The organism is Haloferax sp. Atlit-10N (assembly GCF_003586325.1).
GTDB classification, from domain to species: Archaea; Halobacteriota; Halobacteria; order Halobacteriales; family Haloferacaceae; genus Haloferax; species Haloferax prahovense.
Genome location: NZ_PSYX01000005.1, coordinates 283,304 through 307,341 on the forward strand (window position 1 = coordinate 283,304; position 24,038 = coordinate 307,341).

The window sequence follows — 24,038 nt, forward strand, 5'->3', positions numbered from 1 at the left end:
AACCCGCGGAGACGCGGTCACAGACGCTTATCATCCGCATAATAACCCGCACCGATTATCGAACAACAGGCGATGCACGAGGACCGAAGGGGCGACGACGCTCGACCGATATACTTGGAGATAACGCTCGAGGACCCGAGGCTGATTCTCTCGTCGTTCGTCACGGGACACCGGGGGCCGGTCGAACTCGAATTCCAACCGACCGAGGGCTTCGGCTGGGACTGCGCGTTCGTCGTCGTCGAACGGGGGCCCGTCGATTCGGTCGCGGCGTCGCTCGTCGTCGACCCGACCGTGATAGAGGCGGACTTCCTCGGTTCCGTCGGCTCCGACCACCGGTTTCGCGTCCTCTTCGGGAGCGGCGTTCGCCTGATTCCCCCGTCCTCGACGGAGATGGGCGTTCGGGTCATCTCCGTTCGACACGAGGACGACAGGTGGTCCATCCAGATGCACCTCCCCGCTCACTCGACGCTGCACCGCGTCCAAGAACACTACCACGACAATGACATCTCCTTCCGGGTAAAGCGCCTCCACGTCGCCCGCGACACCGACGTGGGCTCCGAGACGGCGCTCCTCCCGGGACAGCGCGAGGCGCTTCTCGTCGCCCACGAACACGGCTATTTCGAGGTTCCGCGGCGGTCCTCGCAGGGCGAACTCGCAGCCATCCTCGGCATCTCCAAGTCGGGGGTCTCACAGCGGATTCGTCGGGCCATCTCGCGACTCATCGAGGCGACGCTGTCGCCGTGACTCCAACCGAGTGCGGTGAGCGGGCTGCGTCTCGGGGGCGACGCGGGGCCGACCCGTCGTGGCTCAGAACCAGTTTCCGTCGTACGCGACGTCGACGTCCCCGTACTCCCAGACGCCGTTGTGAATCACCGACTCGACGACGTCGACGCCGCTCGACCCGTCGATGACCTTCATCCCTTCGTAGTCGTCGTGCGATTCGGAGGTGATGCCGCGGAACGTCGTCCCGTCGGCGTCGTTGACCAGCGGGATGTGGCCCGTGTCGTAGTCACCCCAGATGAACGTGCTACCGTCGCCGAGTACCTTGACCGCGCGCCGATAGTCGCCGCCGGTCTGCTCGACGTCGAAGCGGTCGAGCGTGCAGTTCCCCCGTTCGAGCCGGACCGCGTGCCGACCGCTCGACCCGTCGCCGGAGCCGCCGACGCTCGACTTGAGAACGTAGACCGGGTCCGCGTCGGCGCTGCTCGGTCCCCCCACGACGAGCGCCTGGCCGCTGGTGTTGAACTCGATGTCGGTGTTGATGATATCGATTCTCCCGGCCCCCGGCGAGACGGTGACCGCTTTCGTCGGCACGTCTCCGTTGACGATGACGCTCGAGTTCTGAATCCGCGCCCACTCGACGTCGTTCTGGACGCTGATGGCGCGCCCGTTCGGCTCGTCGATTCGAACGACGGTGTCGTCTATCCAGTTGTACGCGCCGCCGTCGAGTCGGATGCCCCGCTGGTTCGTGTCGTCGGTGCGGCGGTCGTCCACGATGACGGTCGCGCCGTGAATCGAGCTGTAATCGCCCGAGAGCCGGATGTTGGCGATGTTGCTGTTCTTGAACACGCCCCCGTCGACGACGACGCGACCGCCCTCGGTCGAACAGTAGAGGCCGTTGTCGGGCCAGGCGCCGACCTCGCAGTCGCGCACCCAGAGCTTACCGTCGTGGTACGGCGACACGATGATGCCCGTGGGCCCCACGTCGATGTCGCCCGGCGTGTTGTCCGAGAACTCGCCGCCGTCGGGAATCCTGATATTCTGGACGGTGCCGATACCCGACGCGTCGGTGACGTCGAACGCGAACGGGCCGTACTTCCCGCTGTCGTGCTGGCCGACGACGGAGAGGTCCCGCGCGAGGAGGTCGTCTCTGACCTGCGCTTGGACGACGCGAAGCCCCGTGTCGTCGGCGGTGAAGTCGAACTCGAAGCCCTCGACGACGAGGTCCTCTCCCGGTTGCTCGAACGTCCCCAACTTGAACAGCCACCTGCCGTCGTAGTCGGCGGCCGGGACGATAGTCGCGTTATCCCCCCGAAGTTCGAACCCCCGAAAATCGACGTGACGGAACGCGTCGTCCATGAGATACTCGCCGTCCGGGAAATACAGAACCGTGCCGTCGTCGCACTGAATGTCGTCTAAGACCGGGTTGATGGACTCCCCGCCGGTCGGGTCGGCCCCCTCGTCGACGACGTTGTACCAGTCGTCGTCGCCGTCGGCTGATGCCGTCCCGGCGAACGAAACGGCAGCGGCCGCCCCACCGATGCCCTTCAGTACCTGTCTCCGAGAGACTGTCCTCCTGCGCTCTTCTGCGCGTTGATTCCGCATCGAGAGAACGTCTCTGCCTCTGTGTAATGAGTATTTTTAGCGTTTATCGTATTATTCAAACAGAATGTCCATTTCCGGCGTTGATTAGGGATGCAACTGTCTCTCAGGGTTGCTTTTGTCAAATTATATTCCCGTCAGCCGTTACAAGACGGGCCGCGAATCAGCGGCGCAGGTCGGCGGCGCGGCGGGCCCACCGAAGCCCCGGCGTTCCGTCGAGCACCCACAGCAGGACGACCGCCCCGAAGACGGCCGCGTAACCGACGACGAGCCCCGTGTTCTCGGGGCGCAGCAGCTGATAGAGGAACGTCTGGAAGTACTCCGCGAACCGCTGGACGAAGCCGAGGTCGTTCGAGTACGGCTCCCGCGGCGCGAGCGGCCAGAGCACCCGCCCGACGTTCGGCCCGTTCGCCCGGAGCGCGAGCACGTCGCCGACGAGGTGCGACCCGTACCCGGCGACCGCGGCGACCGCGAGCTTCGCCCTGTTCCGCGTCCAGAGCGCCCCCGCGAGGAGTCCGACGAGCGGTGCGCCGACGAGGAGCGAGTGCGCCGGGCCGTACCCCGTCGCGACCACGCCGAGCGTCCACGAGAGCGGCTTGTCCACGAGGTCGGGAACCTGCGTCATCAGCGCGAGGGTGACGCCGGCCGCGTCACCGATAGGCGGGCCCCACGCGGCGCGGTTCGCGAGGGAGTACAGCACGTAGCCGAAGACGAGATGCTCCCACGGCCACATCAGGCCGCGGCCCCCCTAATCGAATCCGGCCGACCGAGTTGCGCGGCGTCGCCGCCGCCGTCGCCGACCGAAACGACCAGTTGGACGGTCCGATACGAGTTCTCGCGGTTCGCATCCTCGGGAGCGTCACCTTTGTAGACGTGATAGACGAGTCGGAGCGACTCGCCGGACATCGTCGGTCGAACGTCCTGTTGGACGTAGGCGGTCTCGTTGTCCCCGACCGACGCTCGCGTTCGGTCGAGTTCGCGTTCTTCGACCACTCGCGTCCCGTTCGGCGTCCTGTCGAGCCGCTGCAGCTCCGTGACGACCGTGTACGTCGTCGACTCGTGTTCGTGGTTCTCCAGCGCCAGCGTCACCGGGACCGGCTCCCCCCGACTGAGCTGCTGGGGGTAGCCGCTGGCCTCGTAGTCCGACCCGTTTTGGGTCACGAGGTACGCTTCGGTGAAGTCCGACTCGGGAGCCTGCGTCTCGACCATCGCGAACCCGACGCTGCTGAGGAACGCGACGACGCTCACGACCACGAGGAGGTTGACGGCGAGCGAGACGGGCGAACTCCGCGATTCGGAGGACAGCGGGGACGTGACCGCTCCGGCGGTCGACGCCACGCTCCCGAGGACGGTACTGAGCGGCGGGGCTCCGGCCCGCGCGTCCGGGGGCAGCAGCATGCGCCGGGCGACGGCGACCGCGGTGAACAATATCGTCACGCCGAACACGCCGAGCGCGACGATGCTCGCGTCGAACCCCTGTCCGACGAGGTTGGTGACGAGCGCGACCCCGGCGACGAGCGCGAGGCTCAACGCCGCCGAGAGGACCAGTCGAACGGAGTAGAGCAGTCCGGCGGTGTGACGCGTCGGTCGCGTCAGCGCCGACTCGTCGCTCATGGTGTCGGACTCGACGTCCGACCGCCGTTCCGGGAACACCGCGGCGAGGAGCGCGTATCCCGGGTACAGGACGATGAGCGGCACGACGAACAGGCTCCGGACGACGGACCCGGAGAGACCGAGCATGACCACCGCGAGCGCGGCGATAGACCCCGCGACGACGAGGAGTACGTCGAGTGTCCAGCGACGGGTAGACGACTTCATCACTCGCGCCTTGACAGTCCGTGTTGAAAAATGGCTGCGACCGTTCACGCTCGAAATCGGGAGAAAGAGCGTCTTAGCGGTCTGATAAGGGGGAATGGTTGACTGCGTCGACGGCGGCGCTCCGGGGGTAACGCTCCGAAAAATCGAGGAATTCCGACGCCGGTTGGTGAGCGTTCGCACGGCCGGAACGACTCGTTTCCCGCCGTCTCGGGGCGTCTGCGGGCTTATCGTCCCGATAATAATGGCCGCTTCGCGTGACCTCCGTTTCGAATCGCGGGCCACGACGGTCCGCGGCGTGACCAACACATGCGCACCAAAACCAAACTCCTCGCGGCGCTCGTCGCACTGTTCGTGCTCGCAACCACCCTCCGGTCGGACGGCGACGGGTCGCCTTCCGGCGATGACGAGACGACCGCCGATTCGGCTCAGACATGAACCTGTACGTCACGGGTTCCAACTGCGAGATAGACGACGACGTCACCCTCGGGTACCCGGCCGGCGACGACTCACAGCAGACGATCGTCGGCGACGACGCCCGAATCCGCTCGGGAACCATCGTCTACAGCGACGTGACCATCGGCGACGGCTTCGTCACCGGTCACGACGCGCTCGTCCGCGAAGACACCCGAATCGGTGACAACGTCGTCGTCGGGACCAACACCGTCATCGACGGCACCACGACCATCGGGTCGAACGTGAGCCTCCAGACCCGCGTCTACGTTCCGACCCACACGCACATCGGCGACGACGTGTTCGTCGGGCCGGGCGCGGTGCTCACGAACGACCCGTATCCGGTCCGGCAGGACGTCGAGATGACCGGCCCCACGCTCGAAGACGGCGTCTCGGTCGGCGGGAACGCGACCATCCTCCCCGACGTGACCGTCGGCGAGAACGCGTTCGTCGCCGCCGGCGCGACCGTCACCGAGGACGTTCCGCCGGAGACGCTCGCGGTCGGAACGCCCGCCGAACACCGCCCACTCCCGGCGAAGCTCCAGGGAGCGAACACCATATGAGCACGCAATCTTCAGCCACGACCATCTACGGCTCCGAACGCTCCGAAGACGAACAGATAGCCGCGCTCACGTCCGGCGACGTGCCGGTCGGCGTCTACGGCCTCGGCAAGATGGGGCTGCCGCTCGCTTCCGTCTACGCCGAGACCACCGGCAACGTCACCGGCGCGGACATCGACACCGACGTCGTCCGCGAGATAAACGCCGGACGAAACCACATCGTCGGCGAACCCGGACTCGACGAACTCGTCGAGGAACTCGTCGAAGACGGCGCGCTCGTCGCCAACACGGAACCGCGCGAGGTCGCCGACGAGGCGAGTATCCACGTGGTCATCGTTCCGACGCTCGTCGACGAGGCGGGCCGGCCGGACCTCTCGGTCATCGAGGCGGTCGCCAGAGACATCGGGAAGGGCCTCGACGAGGGCGACCTCGTCGTCTTCGAATCGACGCTCCCGCCGCGCTCCTGTCGCGACGCGCTCCTCCCGCTTCTCGAATCCGAGAGCGGTCTCTCGCTCGGCGAGTTCGGCCTCGCGTTCTGCCCCGAGCGGACCTCTTCCGGGCGCGCGCTGAAGGACATCCGCGGGGCGTACCCGAAAGTCGTCGGCGGCGCCGACGACGAGAGCGCCCGCGCCGCGTCGCTCGTCTACGACCAGATATCCTCGAACGAGGTCATCACCGTCTCGGACACGACGACCGCGGAGGCGGTCAAGGTGTTCGAGGGCGTCTACCGCGACGTAAACATCGCGCTCGCGAACGAACTCGCGACCCACGCCGACGAGTTCGAAATCGACGTGACCGAGGCCATCGACGTGGCTAACACCCAACCGTTCTGCGAGATTCACACGCCCGGCGCGGGCGTCGGCGGCCACTGTATCCCGTACTACCCGCAGTTCCTCATCACGCAGTTTGAGACGGGGTCGCCGCTCATGGAGACCGCTCGCGCCGTCAACGACGAGATGCCGCACGTCACCGCGCAGACGGCGCTCGACCGACTGGCGGCGCAGGACGTCGCCCCCGAGGACGCGACCGTTCTCGTCCTCGGTCTCACCTACCGCGCGGGCGTCGAGGAGATTCGCAAGACGCCGGCGCTCCCGGTCGTCGAACACCTCGACGAAGCGGGCGCGGACGTGGTCGCCACCGACCCCATCCTCGACGACACCGCCGTCTTCGAGGACGCCGGCGCGACGGTCATGCGCGGCGTGACGGGCGACGACCTGTCCCCGGACGCCGTCGTCCTCGTGACGGCCCACGAGTCGTTCGACCACCTCGACGTTCCCGCCTTCGCCGACGACGACCGCCCGGTCGTCTTCGTCGACGGCCGGCAAGCCGCGACGGAGTACCGCGACCACGAACGAGTCGACTACGAGGGAATCGGTCTCCATGACTGACACTGTCTGCGTCGTCGGCCTCGGCTACGTCGGCCTGCCGCTGGCCATCGAGTTCGACCGCGCCGGGAAGTCGGTCATCGGCTACGACGTCGACCCCGACAAGGTGTCGACGCTCTCGGCGGGGACGGACCCCACCGGAGACGTGACCGACGGGGGCGTCGCGGCCTCCGACGTGCTGTTCACGACGGACGCGACGCACATCTCGGACGCGGACTTCGTCATCGTGACGGTCCCGACCCCGGTCGACAGCATGGAGAATCCCGACCTCCAGTTCGTCGAGTCCGCGGCCGAGACCATCGGCCAGCACGTCTCGCCGGGGACGACCGTCGTCCTCGAGTCCACCGTTTACCCCGGCGCGACCGAGTCCGTGCTCGTGCCCGCGCTCGAATCCGAGTCCGGATTCGTCGTGGGTGAGGACGTGTTCGTCGGCTACTCGCCGGAGCGCGCGTCGCCCGGCGACACCGGGCGGAGCGTCAAGGACGTGGTCAAAGTGGTCGGTGCCAACTCCGAGGCGGTCCGCGAGCGCCTCGCCGACCTCTACGGGAGCATCGTCGACGCCGGCATCCACCGCGCGCCCGACATCGAGACGGCGGAGGCGTCGAAGGTCATCGAGAACGTCCAGCGCGACATGAACATCGCGCTCGTCAACGAACTGGCCGTCGCGTGCGACCACATGGGTCTGACGACCAAGGACGTACTGGAGGCCGCGGGGACGAAGTGGAACTTCCACGACGGCTACTCCCCCGGCTTCGTCGGCGGCCACTGCATCCCCGTCGACCCGTTCTACCTCACCTACCGCTCCAAGCGAGAGGGCTTCTCGCCGAAGCTCGTGTTACAGGCGCGCGAAATCAACGAGTACGTCCCGGTTCACGCCGCCCGCAAGGCGGTCAAGACCATCAACGAGTCGGGGCGCGTCCTCCAAGACACGCGGCTGCTCGTCCTCGGACTCGCCTACAAGCCGGGGGTCGGCGACATCCGGAGTTCGGACGTGAGCACGATGATAGAGAAACTCGACGAGTTCCACGTCGACTGCGTCGGCTACGACCCCCATGCCGACCCCGACGAGTCGCGGGAGGTCTTCGACATCGACGTGGTCGAGTCGGTCGACTTCGAGGCGTACGACGGCGTCGTCGTGGCGACCGGCCACGAGGAGTTCGCCGACTACGACCTCGACCAGATGGCCGCCGCGCTCGGGTCCGACCCGGTCATGATAGACGTGGCCGACGTGTTCGACGCCGACGAGGCCGACGAGCGCGGCTTCCACTACGCGCAGCTCTGAGACACCGCCGATGGACATCCTCATCACGATTCAGCACCCCGCGCACGTTCACTTCTTCAAACACGCCATCGACGAGTTCGAGGCCCTCGGCCACGAGGTCCACGTTCGCGCCCTCGACAAGGACGTCGCCTTAGACCTCCTCGACGAGTACGAAATCGACTACGAGGTCGTCGGCTCCCGCGGCGATTCGCTGGCCGGCGTCGCACTCTCGACGCTCGGTATCGAGTACCGACTCTTCCGCGCCGCGCGGGATATCGACCCGGACGTCGTCGCTTCCATCGGCGGGTTCGAGGCCGCCCACGTCGCGAAACTCGTCGGGGCCGCGTGCGTCGTCTTCACCGACACGGAGCACGCGACGCTCTCGAACGCGCTGACGTTCCCCTTCGCCGACGAGGTCGCCACCCCGAAGTGCTACCGCGACGACGCCGGGGGGAATCACTTCCGATACCCGAGTTACCACGAACTCGCGTACCTCCACCCCGACCGGTTCGACCCCGACCCGTCGGCGCTCGACGGCCTGCCGGTCGACGCCGACGACACGTACGCAGTCGTCCGGTTGGTCGGTTGGGGCGCGGCGCACGACATCGGCGACGAGGGTCTCGACGGCCTCACCGACCTCGTCGGTCGCCTCGAAGACGCGGGCGCGACGGTACTCATCTCTGCAGAGGACGACGCGCTCCCGCCCGAACTCGAAGGGTACGGCATCAGTATCGACCCGCACCTCATCCACCACGTGCTCGCGTACGCCGACCTCTTCGTCGGCGAGAGCGGGACGATGGCCTCCGAGAGCGCCGTGCTCGGGACGCCGACCGTCTACGTCCACAGCGCGAACCCCGGGCTCATGCGCGACCTCGCCTCGTTCGACCTGCTGTTCGGATACCACGGTGAGCACCGGAACGAACGCGCCACGGACCGGGCGGTCGACATCCTGCGGTCGACCGACGCCGACTGGAAGGCGCGTCGGCAGCGGCTCCTCGAAGAGAACGTGGACGCGACGGACGTCATCGTCGAACGGGTTCTCGCGGCTGCCGAGTAGCGGCCGTCGACTAGCCTCTCGAACGCGCGTTTCGCCGCTCGTTCTCGGACCGTGAATGACGCCCCGAAACAGCCGATTTTCGACGGTTCACGTCTTTTATCTGCTATATAATAAGGGGCTGTTGGTGTCTGTCTCGTCTCGATGACACTGCTGGATACAGTCCGACCGTCGAGCCGGGACGGCGATGTGACCGTGCTGGTGACCGGTGCCGGTACCTTCGGCGCTTCGGGTATCATCAAGGCGATTCGCCGGGCCGACGCGTTCGACGCCCACATCGTCGGCGTCGATACGGACCCGGACGCCTACGGCTTCAGCCTCGTCGACACGGCGGAGACGGTCCCCGCCGGCGACGCCGACGCGTTCGTCTCCGAGCTGCTTTCGGTCGCGCGCCGCGAGAACGCCGACGTGATTTTCCCCCTCAACGCGGCGGAAGTCGAGGCCCTCTCCGAGGCGAAGCGCGCCTTCGAGCGCGAGGGTATCGAAGTGATGGCCACCTCGTCCCAGTCGCTCTCGATTGCCAGAGATAAAGGGCGGCTGTACGACGAACTCGTCAAGCAGGCCCACCCGATGGCACCCGAGTTCTACCGCGTCTCCTCGTTCGACGAGTTTCTCGACGCGGTCCACGCGCTCGGCTATCCCGACCGCCGCGTCTGCTTCAAGCCCCCCGTCAGCAACGACAGGCGCTGCTTTCGCGTCCTCGACCCGGATATGGACCGGTTCAACGCGCTGTTGAACCAGAAACCGAACAGCACCGTCACGACGCTCGACGACGTGCTCCCCGTCCTCCGGGAGACGGCCCAGTTCCCCGAACTCATCGTGATGGAGTACCTCCCCGGAGAGGAGTGCACCGTGGACGCCCTCGTCCGCGACGACGAGATGCCGGTTCTCGTCTCACGGTCGCACGCTGCGACCTGCGACGACACCTCGTTCGTTGGCACCGTCGAAAAGAACCCGGAGCTCCTCCGGGACACGCACGAGCTCTGCTCGCTCTTCGGGTTGGAGTACAACGCCACGTTCCGGTTCAAATACACCGCCGACGGGACGCCGAAACTCGTCGACGTCCACCCGCGAATCTCTCGGTCGGTCACCGCTTCGGTCGGTGCGGGAGCCAACATCCCCGCGCTCAGCGTGCAGTACGCGATGGACCGTGAGCTTCCCGAACTCGACATCGAGTGGGGAACCCACGTGACCCGCGACTGGCAGGACGTGTTTTACGGCCCCGATACGGACCCGACCACAATCTGACGGACCCCCTTCGAACCACAACTCTCAGCTCATACATGACGATCCTCTCATCGATATCCGACCGATTGCGACGAGCCGAACTCGACGTCCTCGCGGCGGGCCTCGGGGTCGTGCTCGCGCTCGCGTTGTTCCCGCTGCGGTTCCTCTCGTCGCAGATTTTCATCGTGACGCTCCCGATACTCCTCGGCGTCGGCAGTCTCCTCTATCTCGCGGCCGCCCGCGGGAGGGGGACCACGGACGGTCTCCCGACGCTCGCGCCGTCGCTCGTGCGACTCATCTCGGCCGGCGTCTTCTTCGGCCTCGCCGTCATGGTCGTTCTCGCGGCCGTTCAGGGCGAACGAAGCATCCTGTTCATGGACGTCGGCGGCGTCGTCGGCGCGCTCCTCCTCGGGCAGATACTGCTCGCCCCCGACGACGAACTGCGGCCGAGCGTCTTCCTCGCGGAGATTCTCGTGTACTCGTTCGTCGTCCGATTCGCCGCGCTCTACACCGCGCCGGGTTACATCGGAATCGACATCTGGTCGCACACGACGTTCGTCCAGATGATTCTCCAGGCGGACTCGCTATCCGCCATCAACGACATCAAGTACTACGCGTCGCCGCTGTTCCACCTTCTCACGGCGGCGTCGACGCACCTCCTCGACCTGTCGCTTCGGAACGCGCTGTACCTCTCGCTCGGCGTTGCGATGCCGCTCGTCCCGATTTTAGTCTACGGGACGGCGCGACTGCTCGTCCCGCTCCGGTGGGCGCTCGCCGCCGGCGCGCTGTACGCGATGGGCGACCAGGTCGTCCGCTGGGGCATCCACCTCATCCCGACGAGCCTCGGACTGCTGTTTTTCCTCGCGTGTCTGTACTGCCTCGTGCGGATAACCCACGCCAGCGAGCGGTGGCGCGACTTCGGCCTGCTCGTCCTGTTCAGCACCGCGGTCATCCTCACCCACCAGGTGTCGTCGTTCATCATGTTGGTGCTCCTCTTCGCGGGGTTCGTCGCGCAGGTGTTGCTCCGGTTCGACTTCTTCACCGAGGACCCGGACCCGCTTTCGTTCTCGGGCGGCGGCTCCACTCCGGTGAACCTCGCGGGACTCGTCGGGTTCAACCTCGGACTCATCGTTTTCACGTGGTCGCTGACGCCGTATCAGGGCGACACCTTCCTCGAAACGGTCATCAACTACCTCGTGTTGAACCTGTTCAACGCCGGGTTCCTCCAGGGCGTGGGCGGTAGCGGCGGGTCTGCCGGCGCGTCCGGTGCGGCCGGTTCGGCCGGTCAGACGTTCCTCTCGCAGCTCTCGACGTACGTCACCGAAGCCGGGTTCCTCATGCTCGTCTTCGCGGGTCTCCTCGGGTGTCTCACGGTGCTCAACCGATCGCGGGCGACGCAGACGACGTACACGTTCGTCGGCGCTATCGTGGCGATGCTGTTCGTCGTGCTCGGACTGCCGCTCGTCGGTATCGAGAGCTTCGTCCCCGGTCGCTGGTTCGCGTACCTCTACGCCCTCCTCGCCATCATCGGCGTCCTCGGGTTCCGTCACCTCGCGAACCGAACCTCGCTCAAGGTGGTCGGCGTCATCCTGCTCCTGTTCGTCCTCGTCTACCCGAACGTGATGATCATGTCGAACGACGGCGCGATGGACAGCCCCGCGTTCCCGGACCAGCACGAACGGCTCTCGTACACCGAACAGGAACTCGCCGCCATCGACACGTACGAGTCGGCCCGCTCGTCGCAGCGGGGCGGCGAACTCTACACCGACCTGCCGTACGGGACGGTCTGGGAGCGGACGAACGCGTATCCGGCCGAACCGTTACCGGCCGAAGATGGCAGGCCGGTCCCGCAGGGGATAACGGCCTATCGGGAGTACCAATCGCAGAGCGCCTCGTACTTCCCGAACGAACAGGACGTGGCCACGAACCTCGACCCGTCGAAGACCGAGGTCTGTCCGCCGACGACCAACTACGTCTACGCGAACGGTGAGGTAACCATCTGTTCGCTCCCCGGCGCTAACTGATTTTTCGGCTCGCAGTCGTTCTTTTTTGTCGTGGTGCTCTCGTCGGGTGTTCTCGTTGTGACGCGGGTGGTGAAGCGGTACGTCTCGGGCTTTCGTGAAGAGCTGTTTTAGAGGCCTTGAAAAGGCTGCATAGGTCAGTTGAACTCCTTCAGTGGATGTTCTTGTCCTGTGTCGTCACGCGATTCGAGAGCACACAAAGCATACGGCGGAACGAGTAACATACCTATCAGAATGCGATGATTGTCCCCCCAGACGCTCGTGGTCGTGTGCCTCGTCGTCTTTGCCGGGTGTGCAACGACTGGGCAGACAACGACTACTGCATCACCAACAGCTACGACACAGGCAGCGACAGCGACAACCACGGCAACCACGACAGCTCCGGCTACCACACAACCGACAACTGTCCCGCGAGCCGAACGCGTGCCATTCGTCCTTGAGAACGAAGCTCATTCGAGCAAGAGCGTCCACCTCGTAATCAGCAACGAGTCGACCGTAGTCTACAACGACACGGTCGCTCTCGATGCGGGGGCAAAGCGCCACGTGGCTACGCTGACCGGTCAGGAGAACACCTACGACGTCACGGCCGCGATGAACGGGAATTCCTTCGAGAGACACGTTACTCTCAACGCCGGACTCCTCCAGAGCGGAATCACAATCAACGAATCCGAGGAGTTCGAATACAGTTACGTAATCAACTGATTCTCGCGGAAATCACTGGTGGTGGGCGTGCATCTCCGTCAACGAGCTATCTGCATCTCACAGCGACCGGTCGTCTCTGATGCAGTCACACGAAAAATCAGACCGCGGCAGCGCCGCGAAGACCTAGAACGCGTCGTCGTCCGACTCGGTCGTCTCGTTGGTTTCGAACGTCGTCGAACTGTTGTTCGCCGTTCCAGTCTCGTTTCCGCCGGACGACGACCCGAAGGCGGTGTCGTTTTCGGTCGAATTCCCGCCGAACGTGGAGTTGCTCTCGGTCGTCGTTCCGCCGAACGTCGACCCGCCGTTTGCGACCCGTTCGAGTTGTTCCCTCGTCGCTTCGGGGTCGACCGTCGGTGCCGTCACCTCGTCGTTGGAGGCGATTCGGGGGACGGTCGTGATGTCGAGTTCGGCCGCGCTGTCGGCGGACAGTTGAACGCTCTGGGCGTACGCGCGCGACCGAACCGCCCGCCGAATCTGGTCGATGCCGTCCGCGTCCGCTTCCTCGGCGAATCGGACGAGGTTCTCGGTCGTCGCCCAGTCGCGACGCTCCTGCGGCTGGTTCGCGAAGACGTAGGAGAAGTACGTCCAGAACGACTCGGGGTCGATGTTCCAGACCGCGAGCCCGGCTTCGCTCGCCCGGGGCGCGTCCGGCCCGAGATACGGCTCGCCGTCCATGTACGCCACGTTCCGGAACTCGATGGAGAGGTCTCCGGTCGCGACGAAGTCCTCGACCAACCCGCCGAACTGCCGTCGCACGAACTCCTGGGTGTACGGGCACTTCCAGCTCCCGTAAACGGTCACCGTCGTGTCGGCCGTGCCGATGGTCGGATACCGAGCGTCGGTCTGCAGCGCCTGGAGGGAACCCGTCTGGAGTTCGAACGACGGGTCGGAGACCGTCTTCGGACGCATCTCGACGGACGCGTTCGCGTCGGTCTCGTTGCCCGCGGCCGTCCGCGTCTCGGGCTGCGCGGTCGTCGTCTGCTGTTCCGGCTGCCCCGTCGGCGTGTCCGCTCCGCCGGTGTTCGCCTGCTTGGCGAAGCTCGCACAGCCGCTCAGCGATGCGATGGCCGCGACGCCGGATAGTTTGAGAATACTCCGTCTGTCTGTCTCTCGGTCAACCATACTCCACACCTGGGCGTGAGCGGCATTATTATCGGCCGTGTAAGGCGTTCCAGCGCGCGCTTTGCGGCCTGTTCGGTGCCTAATTCGCCGTTCGCCCCGTCGATGCCACGTTTCCGAAAAACCGCACGACAGCGACGCGTTTGTATCGGTTGTGGAGTCGGAACCGTCCCTTAGCGCGTCTATAGTAATGGCCGCTTCCCCGTATCGTGGTTTCACGGACAGCTCACCCGCTGACCCCACAAACCATGACACATCAGAAACAACTCCTGGGGGAGTCGAACATCTCCGCCCCGTCCGCTCTGAACCGCCCGCAGCCAACGACGACCGGTGCCGTGCGCGTCTCTCGACCCTCGGAGGGACGCTAACATGTGCGGCATCATCGCTCACGTCGGTGAGAAGCGGGCTCTCAGCCCGCTCGTGACCGGACTCGAGAAACTGGAGTATCGCGGCTACGACTCCGCCGGTATCGCGGTGAAAAACGGCTCGGGACTCGACGTATGGAAGTGCTCGGGTCAGGTTTCCGACCTCAAAGACACCATCGACGGGGTCGAATCGAGCGCGACACTCGGTATCGGACACACCCGCTGGAGCACCCACGGGCCGCCGACCGACGAGAACGCGCACCCGCATACGAACCAGACGAATCAGGTCGCCGCGGTCCACAACGGCATCATCGAGAACTACACGACGCTCAAAGAGTCCCTCGAAGCGGAGGGGTACGAGTTCACGAGCGACACCGACACCGAGGTCATTCCGAACCTCGTCAGCCACTACCTCGACCGCGGAAACGAGCCGCTGGCGGCGTTCCAACACGCGGTCGACGCGCTCGAAGGGAGCTACGCCATCGCGGTCGTCGTCGACGGCAACGACTCCATCTACGCCGCCAGACAGGGGTCACCGCTCGTCCTCGGCGTCGACGAGAACAGCTACTACCTCGCCAGCGACGTGCCCGCCTTCCTCGACCACACGCGAAACGTCGTCTACCTCGAAGACGGCGACACCGTCGAGGTCCGCGCCGACGGCGTCGACATCACCGACGAGAACGACGAGACGGTGCGGCGCGACGTCGAGACGGTCGACTGGAACCCCGACGAGACCGGAAAGGGGCAGTTCGACCACTTCATGCTCAAGGAGATTCACACGCAACCGACTTCGCTCCAGAAGACGCTCGAAGGGCGTCTCGACCAGGAGGCTGGCGACATCGACCTCGACATCGAGACCGACCTCTCGGACATCGACTCCGTCCAACTCGTCGGGTGTGGCACTTCGTACCACGCAGCGCTGTTCGGGGCGAGCCTCCTGAACCGCTGTGACGTTCCGGCGCGCGCGATTCGCGCGAGCGAGTACGACCTGACGACGGGGTCGCTGACGGACAACACGCTGTTCATCGCGGTCACCCAGAGCGGAGAGACAGCGGACACGCTCAGCGCACTTCGGCAGGTCAACGACGAGGGCGTCGAGACGCTCGCGGTGACGAACGTCGTGCAGTCGACCGCCGCCCGCGAGGCCGACGAACCGATTTACATCCGCGCCGGCCCCGAAATCGGCGTGGCCGCCACGAAGACGTTCTCGTCGCAGGCGGCGGTGCTCACACTCCTCAGCCAGTACCTCTCCGACATCGTCGAATCCGGCGTCCCCGCCGACAACCTCGACCGACTCGTCTCCGATATGGCCGAACTCCCCGACGCCGTCGAACGGGTGCTCCAGACGAGCGACGCCAAGCGACTCGCCCGCGAGTACCTCGACATGAACGCGTACTTCTTCATCGGCCGCGGACTCGGCTGTTCGGTGGCCAAGGAGGGCGCGCTCAAGTTCAAGGAGATCACCTACGAGCACGCGGAAGGGTTCGCCTCCGGCGAGCTCAAGCACGGCCCGCTGGCGCTCGTCACCGACCGGACCCCCGTCTTCGCGGTCTGTACCGACGGCAGCGACAAGACGGTGACCAACGCCGAGGAGGCGAAGACCCGCGGCGCACCCATCGTCGCCCTCGGGCCGTCGGACCACCAGATAATGGACTCCGCGGACGAACACCTCTACGTCCCCGACAGACACCCCGTCTGTGCGAACCTCCTCGCGAACGTCCAGCTGCAGCTCCTGTCGTACTACTGCGCGACCGAGTTGGACCGCGAGATAGACAAGCCACGAAACCTCGCCAAGAGTGTCACGGTCGAATAACCTCACGGAGACCAGTCACCCACAATGAACAAAGAACTGTTTGGCGTCCTCGACGACGACGGAGTCTTCGACGACCTCGCGTCTCGTTCGAGCTTCGACTGGGTCGCCGACGGCGAGCGCGCGACCGTCGCTATCCGCGACCCCGCGCTCGGGTTCCCGGGGCGCTCGTCGACGTATCGAGACGAGGGAGGGAGCTGTATCGTCTGGGGCGAGGCGTTCTCCCCCGACGGCGTTTCGACCCCGACCGCGGAGTACGCCTTCGAGCGGTACGCCGCGGTCGGAGTCGACGCGTTCGGTGAGCTCAACGGGTCGTTTCTCGTGTTCGTCGAACTCGACGGCGACGCGGTAGTCGCCTCGGACCCCGCCCGCACGTGGCAGTGTTTCTACACCGACACGCCCGACGGGCGGGTGTTCGGCACGAACCCACAGCGCGTCCTCTCGGCGGCAACCGGGCTGGAAGTCGACACCCGCGGCCTCCTCGAGTACATCCACATGGGGGTCGTCGTCGACGAGCGGACGGTCTACAGCCGACTCAGCTGTATCCCGTTCGACGGCTACTTCACCGCCGACGAGTCGGGGACGCTCTCCCGCTTCGTCTACGACCCCGCCGACCCCGACGAGTTCGACTACGTCGACGAGCTCGCGGCGCGCCTCGAACGGGCGATAGCCCGCCGGGCGAATTTCCCCGGGAAACAGGGCGTGCTCCTGAGCGGCGGCTACGACTCGCGGGCAATCATCGCCCAGCACCCCGGCATCGACGTCTGCTACACGCTCGGCACGCCCGACCATCCCGAGGTCGAAGTCGCCCGGAACATCGCGAATCAGTACGGTGCCGACCACGAGACGCTCGTCCCCGACGACGACTACATCAACGTCGAGGAGGACGTCATCGAGTACTCGCTCGGCACGCGCGAGTCGGTCCACGTCCACCACGCGGGCTGTGACGAACAGATGGACGCCGACACCGTCTTTCACGGACTGCTCTTCGATACGTTCCTCCGCGGACATTTCCTCCCCCAGAACGTCGTCGAAGTGTTCGGTAATCGGTTCCCGTTGCAGGGTCTGGACCCTGACCCGGACCCTGCCGAGGTGCTGTCGTCGAAGTTCGGCTACCACCCGGCGTGCGACCACGTCTTCCCCGAGTGTTACGACGAGTTCGACACGAGCATGGAGTTCATCGACGACGTCGTCGACGAGCAACTCGACAAGTGGTCGGACCGATACGACAACGTCTACGACAGTATCGAACTCATCGGAATCCAAAACCAGCCGTCGGTCCCGTTCCACTTCGAGCTATCGGACAACTACATCGAGTCGTTCGTCGCCGCCGACGCCGAACTCATCGACTGGCACCTGAAGACCCCGCCGGAAAAGCGCAACACGAACACGATGATGGCGGCGATGCGGAAACTCAACCCGGATATCTTCCGCCACCGGCCGCCGGACAGACCGCACGACTCGTTCAGGAAGAACCAAATCGAGAAGTTCGTCCGCCGGAAAGTCCCCGGCATCGAGCCGTTCAGTTCGCCGTGGCCCGACATGGAGGCGCAGTACGACCGGAACGAACTCGACCGCAAACTGTTCCCCGGCTACCCGAGCATCCACGAGCTTCCGGTCAGGGTCAAGCTCCGAATCAACGACATCACCACGTGGATGAACGCCGCAGACGACGACAGCGTCCTCACCCCCAACGACGTGCTGTGTCCGCCGGTGCGGATGCTCACCGACTCCTGAACTCCGCAGCTCTTCTTCCCGTCTGTCTCGACGACGCACTCGCCGGCTCCTCGGTCGCCCCATCCAGACATCGACACCTGCGGGTGTCGGTGTCGGTGTCGGCATCGACAGCGCTTGACGAACGGGAGTGAAGGAGGGGAAAAAGAGCGACCCGTCGCGTTATCGGTCGGTCGCCACGGTCTCGCCGGGCATGGTACGAGCGCCTTCGGAGAGCTTCACCCCGGCGTTGAGCGCCGTGTTGATGCCGGTCTTCGCGTCGTCGCCGACGACCGCGCCGAACTTTCGGCGGCCGGTCGAGACGCGGTCGCCTTTGACCGTCACGGAGACGGCCTCGCCGTCGTGGCGGAGGTTGGCGACGTTCGTCCCCGCGCCGAGGTTGACGCGGCGGCCGACGACGCTATCGCCGACGTACGAGAGGTGGCCGACGCTCGTCTCCGCGAGGAGGACGCTGTTTTTAATTTCGACGGCGTGGCCGACGTGGACGTCGGGTCCGACGAACGTGCACCCGCGAACGTACGCGTTCGGTCCGACCGTCGCGCCCGCCGAGATGTAGGCGGGCCCCTCGACGACGGAGCCGTCTTTGACGGTCGCTCCTTCCTCGACGACCACGTCGCCTTGGACCGTGGCGTCGTCGCTCACGTCGCCGTCGACGCGGCGGTCGAACGTTCCGAGCTTCCACTCGTTGGCTTCGAGGAGTTCCCACGGGCGTCCAACGTCCATCCAGCGGTCGAGCGTCACCGGAGAGACGTTGAACCGGTCGATGACCCGGTCGAGAACGTCGGTGAGTTCGCGCTCGCCGCGCTCGCTCAGCGGCACGTCGAGCATGTCGCGGGCCTCTGCGGGAAACACGTACGCGCCGGCGTTGACGAGGTCGTTCTGCGGCGCGTCGGGTTTCTCGACGATTTCCGCCACCGCACCGTCGCTGACGTTCAACACGCCGTAGTTGGAGGGGTTCGGGACGCGGACCGACGCGATGCTCGGTGCCGCGTCGAACAGGGCGTCGATTCCGGCGGGGTCGTAGAGGTTGTCGCCGTAGAGGACGGCGAACGCGCCGTCGATGTGCTCCTTGGCGGCGCGAACCGCGTCTGCGGTCCCCTGCTGTTCGTCCTGTTCGACGTACGAGACCGGGACGCCGCGGTAGGACGAGCCGAAGTGCTCGCGCACCGTCTCTTGGCCGTAACCGACGACCATGACGAGTTCGTCGGCACCGGCTTCGACCGCCGCCGCGGCGGTGTGGCCGACGATTGGCCGCCCGGCCACGGTCAGCATCGGTTTCGGAACCTCGTTCGACAGCGGGCGCATTCGCGTGCCGCGTCCGGCCGCCAGTAGAATCGCTTGCATACCCCGCCGTAGTCGAACGACGGGCGTTATTATACGCGAGATAAGTGTTCGTTGTCGGCGGTTTTCGGTGAGTTCGCGGCGTTAGGTGCGTCGTAGTGGTTCAGCCGTGGTAGACGCCGTGTTGCCAGAGCAGGTCGCGAGCGACGGCGACTGCCCACGTCACGGCGTCTTCGAGGGTCGTCCCCTTGCGGGTCGTCTCGACGATATAGCCGGGGAGGTGCAGGTCGCCGTACACCTTGTGGATGAAGAGCGGACGAGAGCCGTCGAGGGAGTTCCCGCAGTCGAAGTCGTAGTACGACGGGTACTCCGAGGGGTCGATGTACTGCTCGTTGACGTAGTCGCACGCGCTTGCAGCGTTCATCGGGGTCGCGCGAGTCGGGAAGACCGCCTGGCCGACTTTTCCGTCGTGCTTGTAGATGCCGCTGGAGCTGTGAAGGTCGACGACGACGTCGGGGTCGTGCGAGACGAGTTCGTCCCAGAGCGCCCGCGCGAGTCGAGAGGTGGGTTCCGCCCCGGTGGGGAACTGTCGGTTCAGGTCGCCGTCTTCGGTGTACCGCGCCCCGATACTGATTGCGGGCGCGTTCGCGTAGGGGACGACGACGAGCTTGCCGCCGGTCGGGCGGAGATGCCTGAGTTGGTCCGCCGCGCGGTAGCCCTGCGGCTCCTCGCCGTGGACGCCGCCGACGACGAACGCCGTTGAGCCGGGCTTTCCGGAGTCGATGACGTAGACGGGCGTCTCGTAGTTCGTTCCCGGAAGGAGCGAGTGGGTGCGTACCGACCCCGCGTTGACCCGGTCGAGACGGGTCCGAACCCAGCCGAGGATGTCGCCGTAGTTGCCGTCCTTGTGGTCTCGAAGCAGGCGAACTCGCGGCACGCCCGAGATGCCGTAGCGGACGGCCTCGTCGGTCGCCGAGCGGACGAGGCTGTCGTAGCGGTCCTCGTAGGCGCGGTTGGCGATTTTGGTGATGTTGCGGACGCCCGCGAGGTCCATGTAGGACTCCAACCGAGCGTGGGTGTACGTCTTGGTCGTGAAGTTCCAGTACATGAACTCGAAGAACCGCCAGAAGTTCTCCGGTTCGACGTCCCAGACGCCGTGAGCGGCGCGGGCGGCGCGGGCTTCGCCCTCGTCGTCGCCGACGAGGTAGGTGTCGATGGCGTCGGGCTTGTACGAGAGGAATCGGACTTCGAGGTTGAGGTCGCCCGTCAGGACGTACTCGCGGACGATGTCTTCGAGGTTGTGCTGAACGAAGTACTGCGAGGAGCCCGACAGGAAGTTCACGTAGACGACGAGCGTCGGGTTCGAACTGTCGGTGCCCATCGTCGGGTAGAGTCGGTCACTGAGGTACGGTGCGGTCCCGACGACGCCCGGCGAAAACCCCGCGGTGGCGTTCCGAGTTCCGACAGTTCCGAGCAGCGCGAGTCCGCCGGCGGCGGTGAGGAAGGTGCGACGAGTAAATTCCGAGTTCATTTGTATCCGATTTACTGAACGTCATAAAACGGAGAAACATCGTGCCTTCACATATCCAGTCTTTTTATATCTGTGCGTACAGTTAACGCACTAAACCCCGACTATTTGTGGGTGTGTCACACTCTCTGTCAGTCCAATTTAGATATTCGCCGATTCCACGCGGGGGCGAGTTCCTTTCCGGCCGTGTCGGTGGTGAACCTCGCGGAACGCTCGAATCTCCGCTGCTTCACGAGGGTTGTCCTCGATTCAGGTTCGGACGGGGCCGGTGCGAGACTCGACGAGCGCCAGCGCCTCGTCGAACAGTCGGTCGGTCGCCGCTTCCGTCCGACCCTCGGCGGTGACCCGCACGAGCGGTTGCGTTCCGCTCGCCCGGACGAGGAACCACCCGTCGTCGGTCTCGACGCGGAGTCCGTCGCGGTCGTCGATGTCGTCGTACTCCTCGCGCACCGTCGCTTCGACGCGTTCGAGGACGCCCGCTTTGTCGCTCGTCTCGACGCTTTCGCGGCGAAGCGGGTAGGCGTCGATATCGTCCACGAGGTCGGCTAACGGGCCGCGCCGCGAGACGAACTCGACGAGTTTGCACGCCGCGAGCGGGCCGTCGGGACAGGGCGTCTCGTCGGGCCAAATCCACGCCCCGGAGGGCTCGCCGCCGAAGACGACGCCCGGCTCGGCGCACCTCTCGGCGACGAACACGTCGCCCACGCGCGTCCGGACCACGTCCGCGCCGACGGTCGCGACCGCGTCGTCGACGGCGAGGCTCGTGTTCACGGGAACGGCGATTCGGTCGCCCTCGGACGCGGCCTCGCGCCCGAACAGGGCGAGGAGCGCGTCGCCGTCGACGAAGTTCCCGTCGCCGTCGACGGCCATCATCCGGTCTGCGTCCCCGTCGTGGGCGATGCCGAGGTCCGCGCCGGTCGCGGCGACGTGAGCTTGGAGCCCTCGAAGCGTCTCGTCGGTCGGTTCGCTCGGGCGGGCGGGGAACCGACCGTCGCGCTGGCCGTTGAGTGTCGACACCGTACAGCCGAGGTCCGAGAGCGCGTCCGCCGTGAGCCGCCCCGTTCCGTTGCCGATGTCGACGACGACCGAACAGGGGTCTTCGAAGTCGACGCTCGATTTGAGCGCGTCGCGGTGGCGGCTTTCGATGCTTCGGTGTCGCTCGGTTCCGACGCCGTCCCACGCGGCGAGTTCGTAGTCCTCGTCTTCGATACGGCGCTCGATGGCGGCGCGCTGGGCCGAATCGAACGCCCGGCCGGACGCGGTCCAGAGCTTCACGCCGTTGTCGGTCGGCGGGTTGTGCGAGGCGGTGATGACGGCACCGGCGTCGGCGTCGAACCACTCGACGGCACGGGCGATAGACGGCGTCGGCCGGGTCCCGAGTCGGAGTACGTCGATTCCGCACTCCAGAAGCCCGGCGACGAGTGCGTGTTCGAGCATCGTTCCGCTTTCGCGCGCGTCGCGACCGACGACGACGCGCCCGGAGACCTCGCTACCGAGCGCCCTTCCGATACAGAGCGCTACTTCCGCCGTCACGTCTTCGCCGACGGCACCGCGAACGCCGCTCGTTCCAAACATACTCCGCACGTGGGCGGCGGGGTTCCTTACTATGGGATGAGTAAGGAACCGCTGGGTCGGGGCGTTCGCTCCCGAGAGGGCGCAGTTGCCGGGCCGGCCATCGCCCGGCGTCCGCTGGTCGGCAGTCGCGGAACGATGGCGCGTTCGTCCGGGTCTGCGTGGGTCCGTGCGTTCGAGCGGTCGGAGCGACCCCGATTTATGATGTGTCTATTCGCTCAGTCACTGTCGGTTATGAGAGCGAACTCCGAGAAACGACCGTTTCACCCGTTCTAGGGGTTCTTTAGAACCACAACTATCTCCGAAGTTCATGTATGGTGCGCCCGTGGCATCCCCTATGTGCGTACACGAATTAACCGCGATTCAACGCGATTTGCTGTTCGTTGTGCGAGGAATGAGCGACTCCTCGGGACAGACGATTAAGACCGAACTCGAAAAGACGCAGGGGCGCGACCTGCTCACGGGCCGCGTGTACACGAACCTGAACGAACTCGTCGACAAAGACCTCGTCCACAAAGGGAGCAAGAACGGACGGACCAACGAGTACTCGCTGACCGACGAGGGTTGCGAAGCGGTCGAGACGCGCCGCCGCTGGGAGAAGCGGTATCTCAAGCAGACCGCGTGAACGGCGGTTTAGCGGCACGATACGCCCGTCACTCGTAGCCCGCCTTTCCACGCGAGTAAGGGTGCACAGAGCTTACTCTGTATATAATAAACCACCACTGGTCAGTACGGATGGGTGATGACAGAACGACAGTCGAGCCGCAGACGGTTCCTTCAGTTGACCGGTGCAGCGACGATTGCCGGGCTCGCGGGCTGTTCGAGCGGGTCCCCCGAATCGACGCCGTCCACGTCGACCCAGACGACCACCGCGAACGCGACGCAGACGACGACGCAAACGACGACGGCCGCGCCCGAAAACCGGATGCGAGGGCCCCGCGAGGGCGACGACCTACCGGAAGACCCCAAACCTTCGGACGGCTACCCGCCAGAGTTCGACGCCGTACCGGAAGAGCGGTCTATCGACACGAGTTCCTACGATACGCTCACGCGAGAGGTGCACGACGTGACCGTCGAAGTTCCGCTCGTTCCCATCGAGGACGCGTACTACTGGTACGCGCGCGGCGAGGCGCGCTTCGTCGACGCCCGCAGCGAGACCGGATACGAGGTCTCCCACGTCTTCGGGTCCGTGCTCAGCCCCGCACCTGACGGGCGGACGCTCGACCCCACAGACGACTGGAACGAGGCGGACCGCGTGGTGACCTACTGCCACTGCCCGCACCACCTGTCGTCGCTCCGGGCGGCGATGCTGCTCGCGACCGGCTTCGAGAACGTGTACGCCATCGACGAGGGATACCAGGCATGGCTCGACCGCAACTACCCGCTTGCGGGGTCCGACACGAGCCGGGATTACACGGTTCGGACTATCGAAGGCGAGACGAGCCGCCTCGACGCCGGTGAGACGGCGTGGGCGTTCCACCCGCAGACCGACCAGGTCGAAGCGACCGAAATCGAATCCGACGGCTCGTACGCGCTCGAACTGAAGTTCGTACAGGTCGACGCCCAAAGCACGATTCAGGTCGAGACGCCGAGCTACGCTATCCAGGCCCCGCTGGACGAACTGACGAGCGGAACTGTCACGGCAGACACGGGTACGCCGGCCGAGCAGACGAAGGCCACTTCGAACTCCACGAACGGGACGACCAACGGTACTGCCGCGAACGATACCGCGACGAACGACTCGTTCTCGCTGAACTGGCGAATCTGACCGGTCAGCTACCGGGAGAAGACCGAACACCGATCCCTCGCTGATTCTGTGAGCTCAGATT

20 protein-coding genes are annotated in these 24,038 nt (G+C 65.6%); 13 read left to right on the forward strand and 7 right to left on the reverse strand.

Going from position 1 to position 24,038, the window contains the following annotated elements:
• Window positions 1-72 precede the first annotated feature (72 nt).
• The gene (locus tag C5B91_RS16025) at window positions 73-744 is read left to right on the forward strand and encodes a helix-turn-helix domain-containing protein (protein WP_115819999.1); all 672 of its coding nucleotides are present in this window, start codon (window positions 73-75) and stop codon (window positions 742-744) included.
• A gap of 63 nt (window positions 745-807) precedes the next feature.
• Here C5B91_RS16025 and C5B91_RS16030 read toward each other — a convergent pair whose 3' ends face one another.
• The 3 genes from C5B91_RS16030 to C5B91_RS16040 form a co-directional block, all read right to left on the reverse strand.
• Window positions 808-2,325 carry a twin-arginine translocation signal domain-containing protein gene (locus tag C5B91_RS16030; RefSeq protein WP_115820000.1) on the reverse strand — a complete coding sequence of 506 codons (1,518 nt, stop codon included), beginning with the start codon at window positions 2,323-2,325 and terminating at the stop codon, window positions 808-810.
• A gap of 160 nt (window positions 2,326-2,485) precedes the next feature.
• The gene (locus C5B91_RS16035; protein WP_008094276.1) at window positions 2,486-3,055 is read right to left on the reverse strand and encodes a metal-dependent hydrolase; all 570 of its coding nucleotides are present in this window, start codon (window positions 3,053-3,055) and stop codon (window positions 2,486-2,488) included.
• Window positions 3,055-4,140 (reverse strand): DUF1616 domain-containing protein, encoded by a 1,086-nt coding sequence (locus C5B91_RS16040; protein WP_008094277.1) that lies wholly within the window; start codon window positions 4,138-4,140, stop codon window positions 3,055-3,057. Before C5B91_RS16040 ends, C5B91_RS16035 begins: the two co-directional genes overlap by 1 nt.
• Before the next feature lie 306 nt (window positions 4,141-4,446).
• Here C5B91_RS16040 and C5B91_RS22985 point away from each other — a divergent pair, with 306 nt between their 5' ends.
• From C5B91_RS22985 to C5B91_RS16075, 8 genes are all read left to right on the forward strand, one after another.
• Window positions 4,447-4,575: a hypothetical protein gene (locus tag C5B91_RS22985; RefSeq protein WP_255409935.1), complete on the forward strand. Its 129-nt coding sequence runs from the start codon at window positions 4,447-4,449 to the stop codon at window positions 4,573-4,575.
• Entirely contained in the window at window positions 4,572-5,153 is a 582-nt protein-coding gene (locus C5B91_RS16045) for an acyltransferase (RefSeq protein ID WP_008094279.1), read from the forward strand. The genes C5B91_RS22985 and C5B91_RS16045 overlap by 4 nt, the downstream gene beginning before the upstream one ends.
• Window positions 5,150-6,538, forward strand: coding sequence for a nucleotide sugar dehydrogenase (locus tag C5B91_RS16050; RefSeq protein ID WP_115820001.1), 1,389 nt, complete (start codon window positions 5,150-5,152; stop codon window positions 6,536-6,538). The genes C5B91_RS16045 and C5B91_RS16050 overlap by 4 nt, the downstream gene beginning before the upstream one ends.
• Window positions 6,531-7,817: a nucleotide sugar dehydrogenase gene (locus C5B91_RS16055; protein WP_115820002.1), complete on the forward strand. Its 1,287-nt coding sequence runs from the start codon at window positions 6,531-6,533 to the stop codon at window positions 7,815-7,817. The genes C5B91_RS16050 and C5B91_RS16055 overlap by 8 nt, the downstream gene beginning before the upstream one ends.
• Window positions 7,818-7,827: 10 nt before the next feature.
• A complete protein-coding gene (locus tag C5B91_RS16060) occupies window positions 7,828-8,853 on the forward strand; it encodes a DUF354 domain-containing protein (protein WP_008094282.1) in 1,026 nt (341 codons plus the stop codon).
• Between the two features lie 186 nt (window positions 8,854-9,039).
• Window positions 9,040-10,098 (forward strand): ATP-grasp domain-containing protein, encoded by a 1,059-nt coding sequence (locus C5B91_RS16065; RefSeq protein ID WP_008094283.1) that lies wholly within the window; start codon window positions 9,040-9,042, stop codon window positions 10,096-10,098.
• A 35-nt stretch (window positions 10,099-10,133) separates the two neighbouring features.
• Window positions 10,134-12,101 (forward strand): glycosyltransferase family 39 protein, encoded by a 1,968-nt coding sequence (locus tag C5B91_RS16070; RefSeq protein WP_008094284.1) that lies wholly within the window; start codon window positions 10,134-10,136, stop codon window positions 12,099-12,101.
• 420 nt (window positions 12,102-12,521) lie between these two features.
• Window positions 12,522-12,800 (forward strand): hypothetical protein, encoded by a 279-nt coding sequence (locus tag C5B91_RS16075; RefSeq protein ID WP_008094285.1) that lies wholly within the window; start codon window positions 12,522-12,524, stop codon window positions 12,798-12,800.
• 123 nt (window positions 12,801-12,923) lie between these two features.
• Here C5B91_RS16075 and C5B91_RS16080 read toward each other — a convergent pair whose 3' ends face one another.
• Window positions 12,924-13,922: a thioredoxin domain-containing protein gene (locus C5B91_RS16080; RefSeq protein WP_115820003.1), complete on the reverse strand. Its 999-nt coding sequence runs from the start codon at window positions 13,920-13,922 to the stop codon at window positions 12,924-12,926.
• A gap of 366 nt (window positions 13,923-14,288) precedes the next feature.
• On the opposite strand from C5B91_RS16080, the gene glmS reads away from it, so the two are divergent.
• On the forward strand, window positions 14,289-16,097 hold the full coding sequence (glmS, locus tag C5B91_RS16085) for a glutamine--fructose-6-phosphate transaminase (isomerizing) (protein WP_049968926.1): 1,809 nt from the start codon (window positions 14,289-14,291) through the stop codon (window positions 16,095-16,097).
• 24 nt (window positions 16,098-16,121) lie between these two features.
• Window positions 16,122-17,831, forward strand: coding sequence for an asparagine synthase-related protein (locus tag C5B91_RS16090; protein WP_115820004.1), 1,710 nt, complete (start codon window positions 16,122-16,124; stop codon window positions 17,829-17,831).
• A 159-nt stretch (window positions 17,832-17,990) separates the two neighbouring features.
• On the opposite strand, the gene glmU is transcribed toward C5B91_RS16090, so the two are convergent.
• From glmU to glmM, 3 genes are all read right to left on the reverse strand, one after another.
• Window positions 17,991-19,172 carry a bifunctional sugar-1-phosphate nucleotidylyltransferase/acetyltransferase gene (glmU, locus tag C5B91_RS16095; RefSeq protein WP_008094290.1) on the reverse strand — a complete coding sequence of 394 codons (1,182 nt, stop codon included), beginning with the start codon at window positions 19,170-19,172 and terminating at the stop codon, window positions 17,991-17,993.
• Between the two features lie 100 nt (window positions 19,173-19,272).
• Complete coding sequence (locus C5B91_RS16100) at window positions 19,273-20,640, reverse strand: succinylglutamate desuccinylase/aspartoacylase family protein (RefSeq protein WP_115820005.1); 1,368 nt, start codon at window positions 20,638-20,640, stop codon at window positions 19,273-19,275.
• Between the two features lie 246 nt (window positions 20,641-20,886).
• Window positions 20,887-22,212 carry a phosphoglucosamine mutase gene (gene glmM, locus C5B91_RS16105; RefSeq protein WP_008094294.1) on the reverse strand — a complete coding sequence of 442 codons (1,326 nt, stop codon included), beginning with the start codon at window positions 22,210-22,212 and terminating at the stop codon, window positions 20,887-20,889.
• A 391-nt stretch (window positions 22,213-22,603) separates the two neighbouring features.
• Here glmM and C5B91_RS16110 point away from each other — a divergent pair, with 391 nt between their 5' ends.
• Window positions 22,604-22,834, forward strand: coding sequence for a helix-turn-helix transcriptional regulator (locus C5B91_RS16110; RefSeq protein ID WP_008094296.1), 231 nt, complete (start codon window positions 22,604-22,606; stop codon window positions 22,832-22,834).
• A gap of 117 nt (window positions 22,835-22,951) precedes the next feature.
• Window positions 22,952-23,977, forward strand: a complete 1,026-nt coding sequence (locus C5B91_RS16115; protein WP_008094298.1) for a rhodanese-like domain-containing protein — start codon at window positions 22,952-22,954, stop codon at window positions 23,975-23,977.
• The last annotated feature ends 61 nt before the right edge of the window (window positions 23,978-24,038 follow it).

Bases quoted from the DNA above. Each gene is read 5' to 3' on its own strand.
- C5B91_RS16060 (WP_008094282.1), top strand. From the start codon at position 7,828: ATGGACATCCTCATCACGATTCAGCACCCCGCGCACGTTCACTTCTTC.
- C5B91_RS16080 (WP_115820003.1), bottom strand. From the start codon at position 13,922: ATGGTTGACCGAGAGACAGACAGACGGAGTATTCTCAAACTATCCGGC.
- C5B91_RS16050 (WP_115820001.1), top strand. From the start codon at position 5,150: ATGAGCACGCAATCTTCAGCCACGACCATCTACGGCTCCGAACGCTCC.
- C5B91_RS16035 (WP_008094276.1), bottom strand. From the start codon at position 3,055: ATGTGGCCGTGGGAGCATCTCGTCTTCGGCTACGTGCTGTACTCCCTC.
- C5B91_RS16055 (WP_115820002.1), top strand. From the start codon at position 6,531: ATGACTGACACTGTCTGCGTCGTCGGCCTCGGCTACGTCGGCCTGCCG.
- C5B91_RS16100 (WP_115820005.1), bottom strand. From the start codon at position 20,640: ATGAACTCGGAATTTACTCGTCGCACCTTCCTCACCGCCGCCGGCGGA.
- C5B91_RS16040 (WP_008094277.1), bottom strand. From the start codon at position 4,140: ATGAAGTCGTCTACCCGTCGCTGGACACTCGACGTACTCCTCGTCGTC.
- C5B91_RS16090 (WP_115820004.1), top strand. From the start codon at position 16,122: ATGAACAAAGAACTGTTTGGCGTCCTCGACGACGACGGAGTCTTCGAC.
- C5B91_RS16115 (WP_008094298.1), top strand. From the start codon at position 22,952: ATGACAGAACGACAGTCGAGCCGCAGACGGTTCCTTCAGTTGACCGGT.
- glmU (WP_008094290.1), bottom strand. From the start codon at position 19,172: ATGCAAGCGATTCTACTGGCGGCCGGACGCGGCACGCGAATGCGCCCG.
- glmM (WP_008094294.1), bottom strand. From the start codon at position 22,212: ATGTTTGGAACGAGCGGCGTTCGCGGTGCCGTCGGCGAAGACGTGACG.
- C5B91_RS16045 (WP_008094279.1), top strand. From the start codon at position 4,572: ATGAACCTGTACGTCACGGGTTCCAACTGCGAGATAGACGACGACGTC.
- C5B91_RS16070 (WP_008094284.1), top strand. From the start codon at position 10,134: ATGACGATCCTCTCATCGATATCCGACCGATTGCGACGAGCCGAACTC.
- C5B91_RS16110 (WP_008094296.1), top strand. From the start codon at position 22,604: ATGAGCGACTCCTCGGGACAGACGATTAAGACCGAACTCGAAAAGACG.
- glmS (WP_049968926.1), top strand. From the start codon at position 14,289: ATGTGCGGCATCATCGCTCACGTCGGTGAGAAGCGGGCTCTCAGCCCG.
- C5B91_RS16030 (WP_115820000.1), bottom strand. From the start codon at position 2,325: ATGCGGAATCAACGCGCAGAAGAGCGCAGGAGGACAGTCTCTCGGAGA.
- C5B91_RS22985 (WP_255409935.1), top strand. From the start codon at position 4,447: ATGCGCACCAAAACCAAACTCCTCGCGGCGCTCGTCGCACTGTTCGTG.
- C5B91_RS16025 (WP_115819999.1), top strand. From the start codon at position 73: ATGCACGAGGACCGAAGGGGCGACGACGCTCGACCGATATACTTGGAG.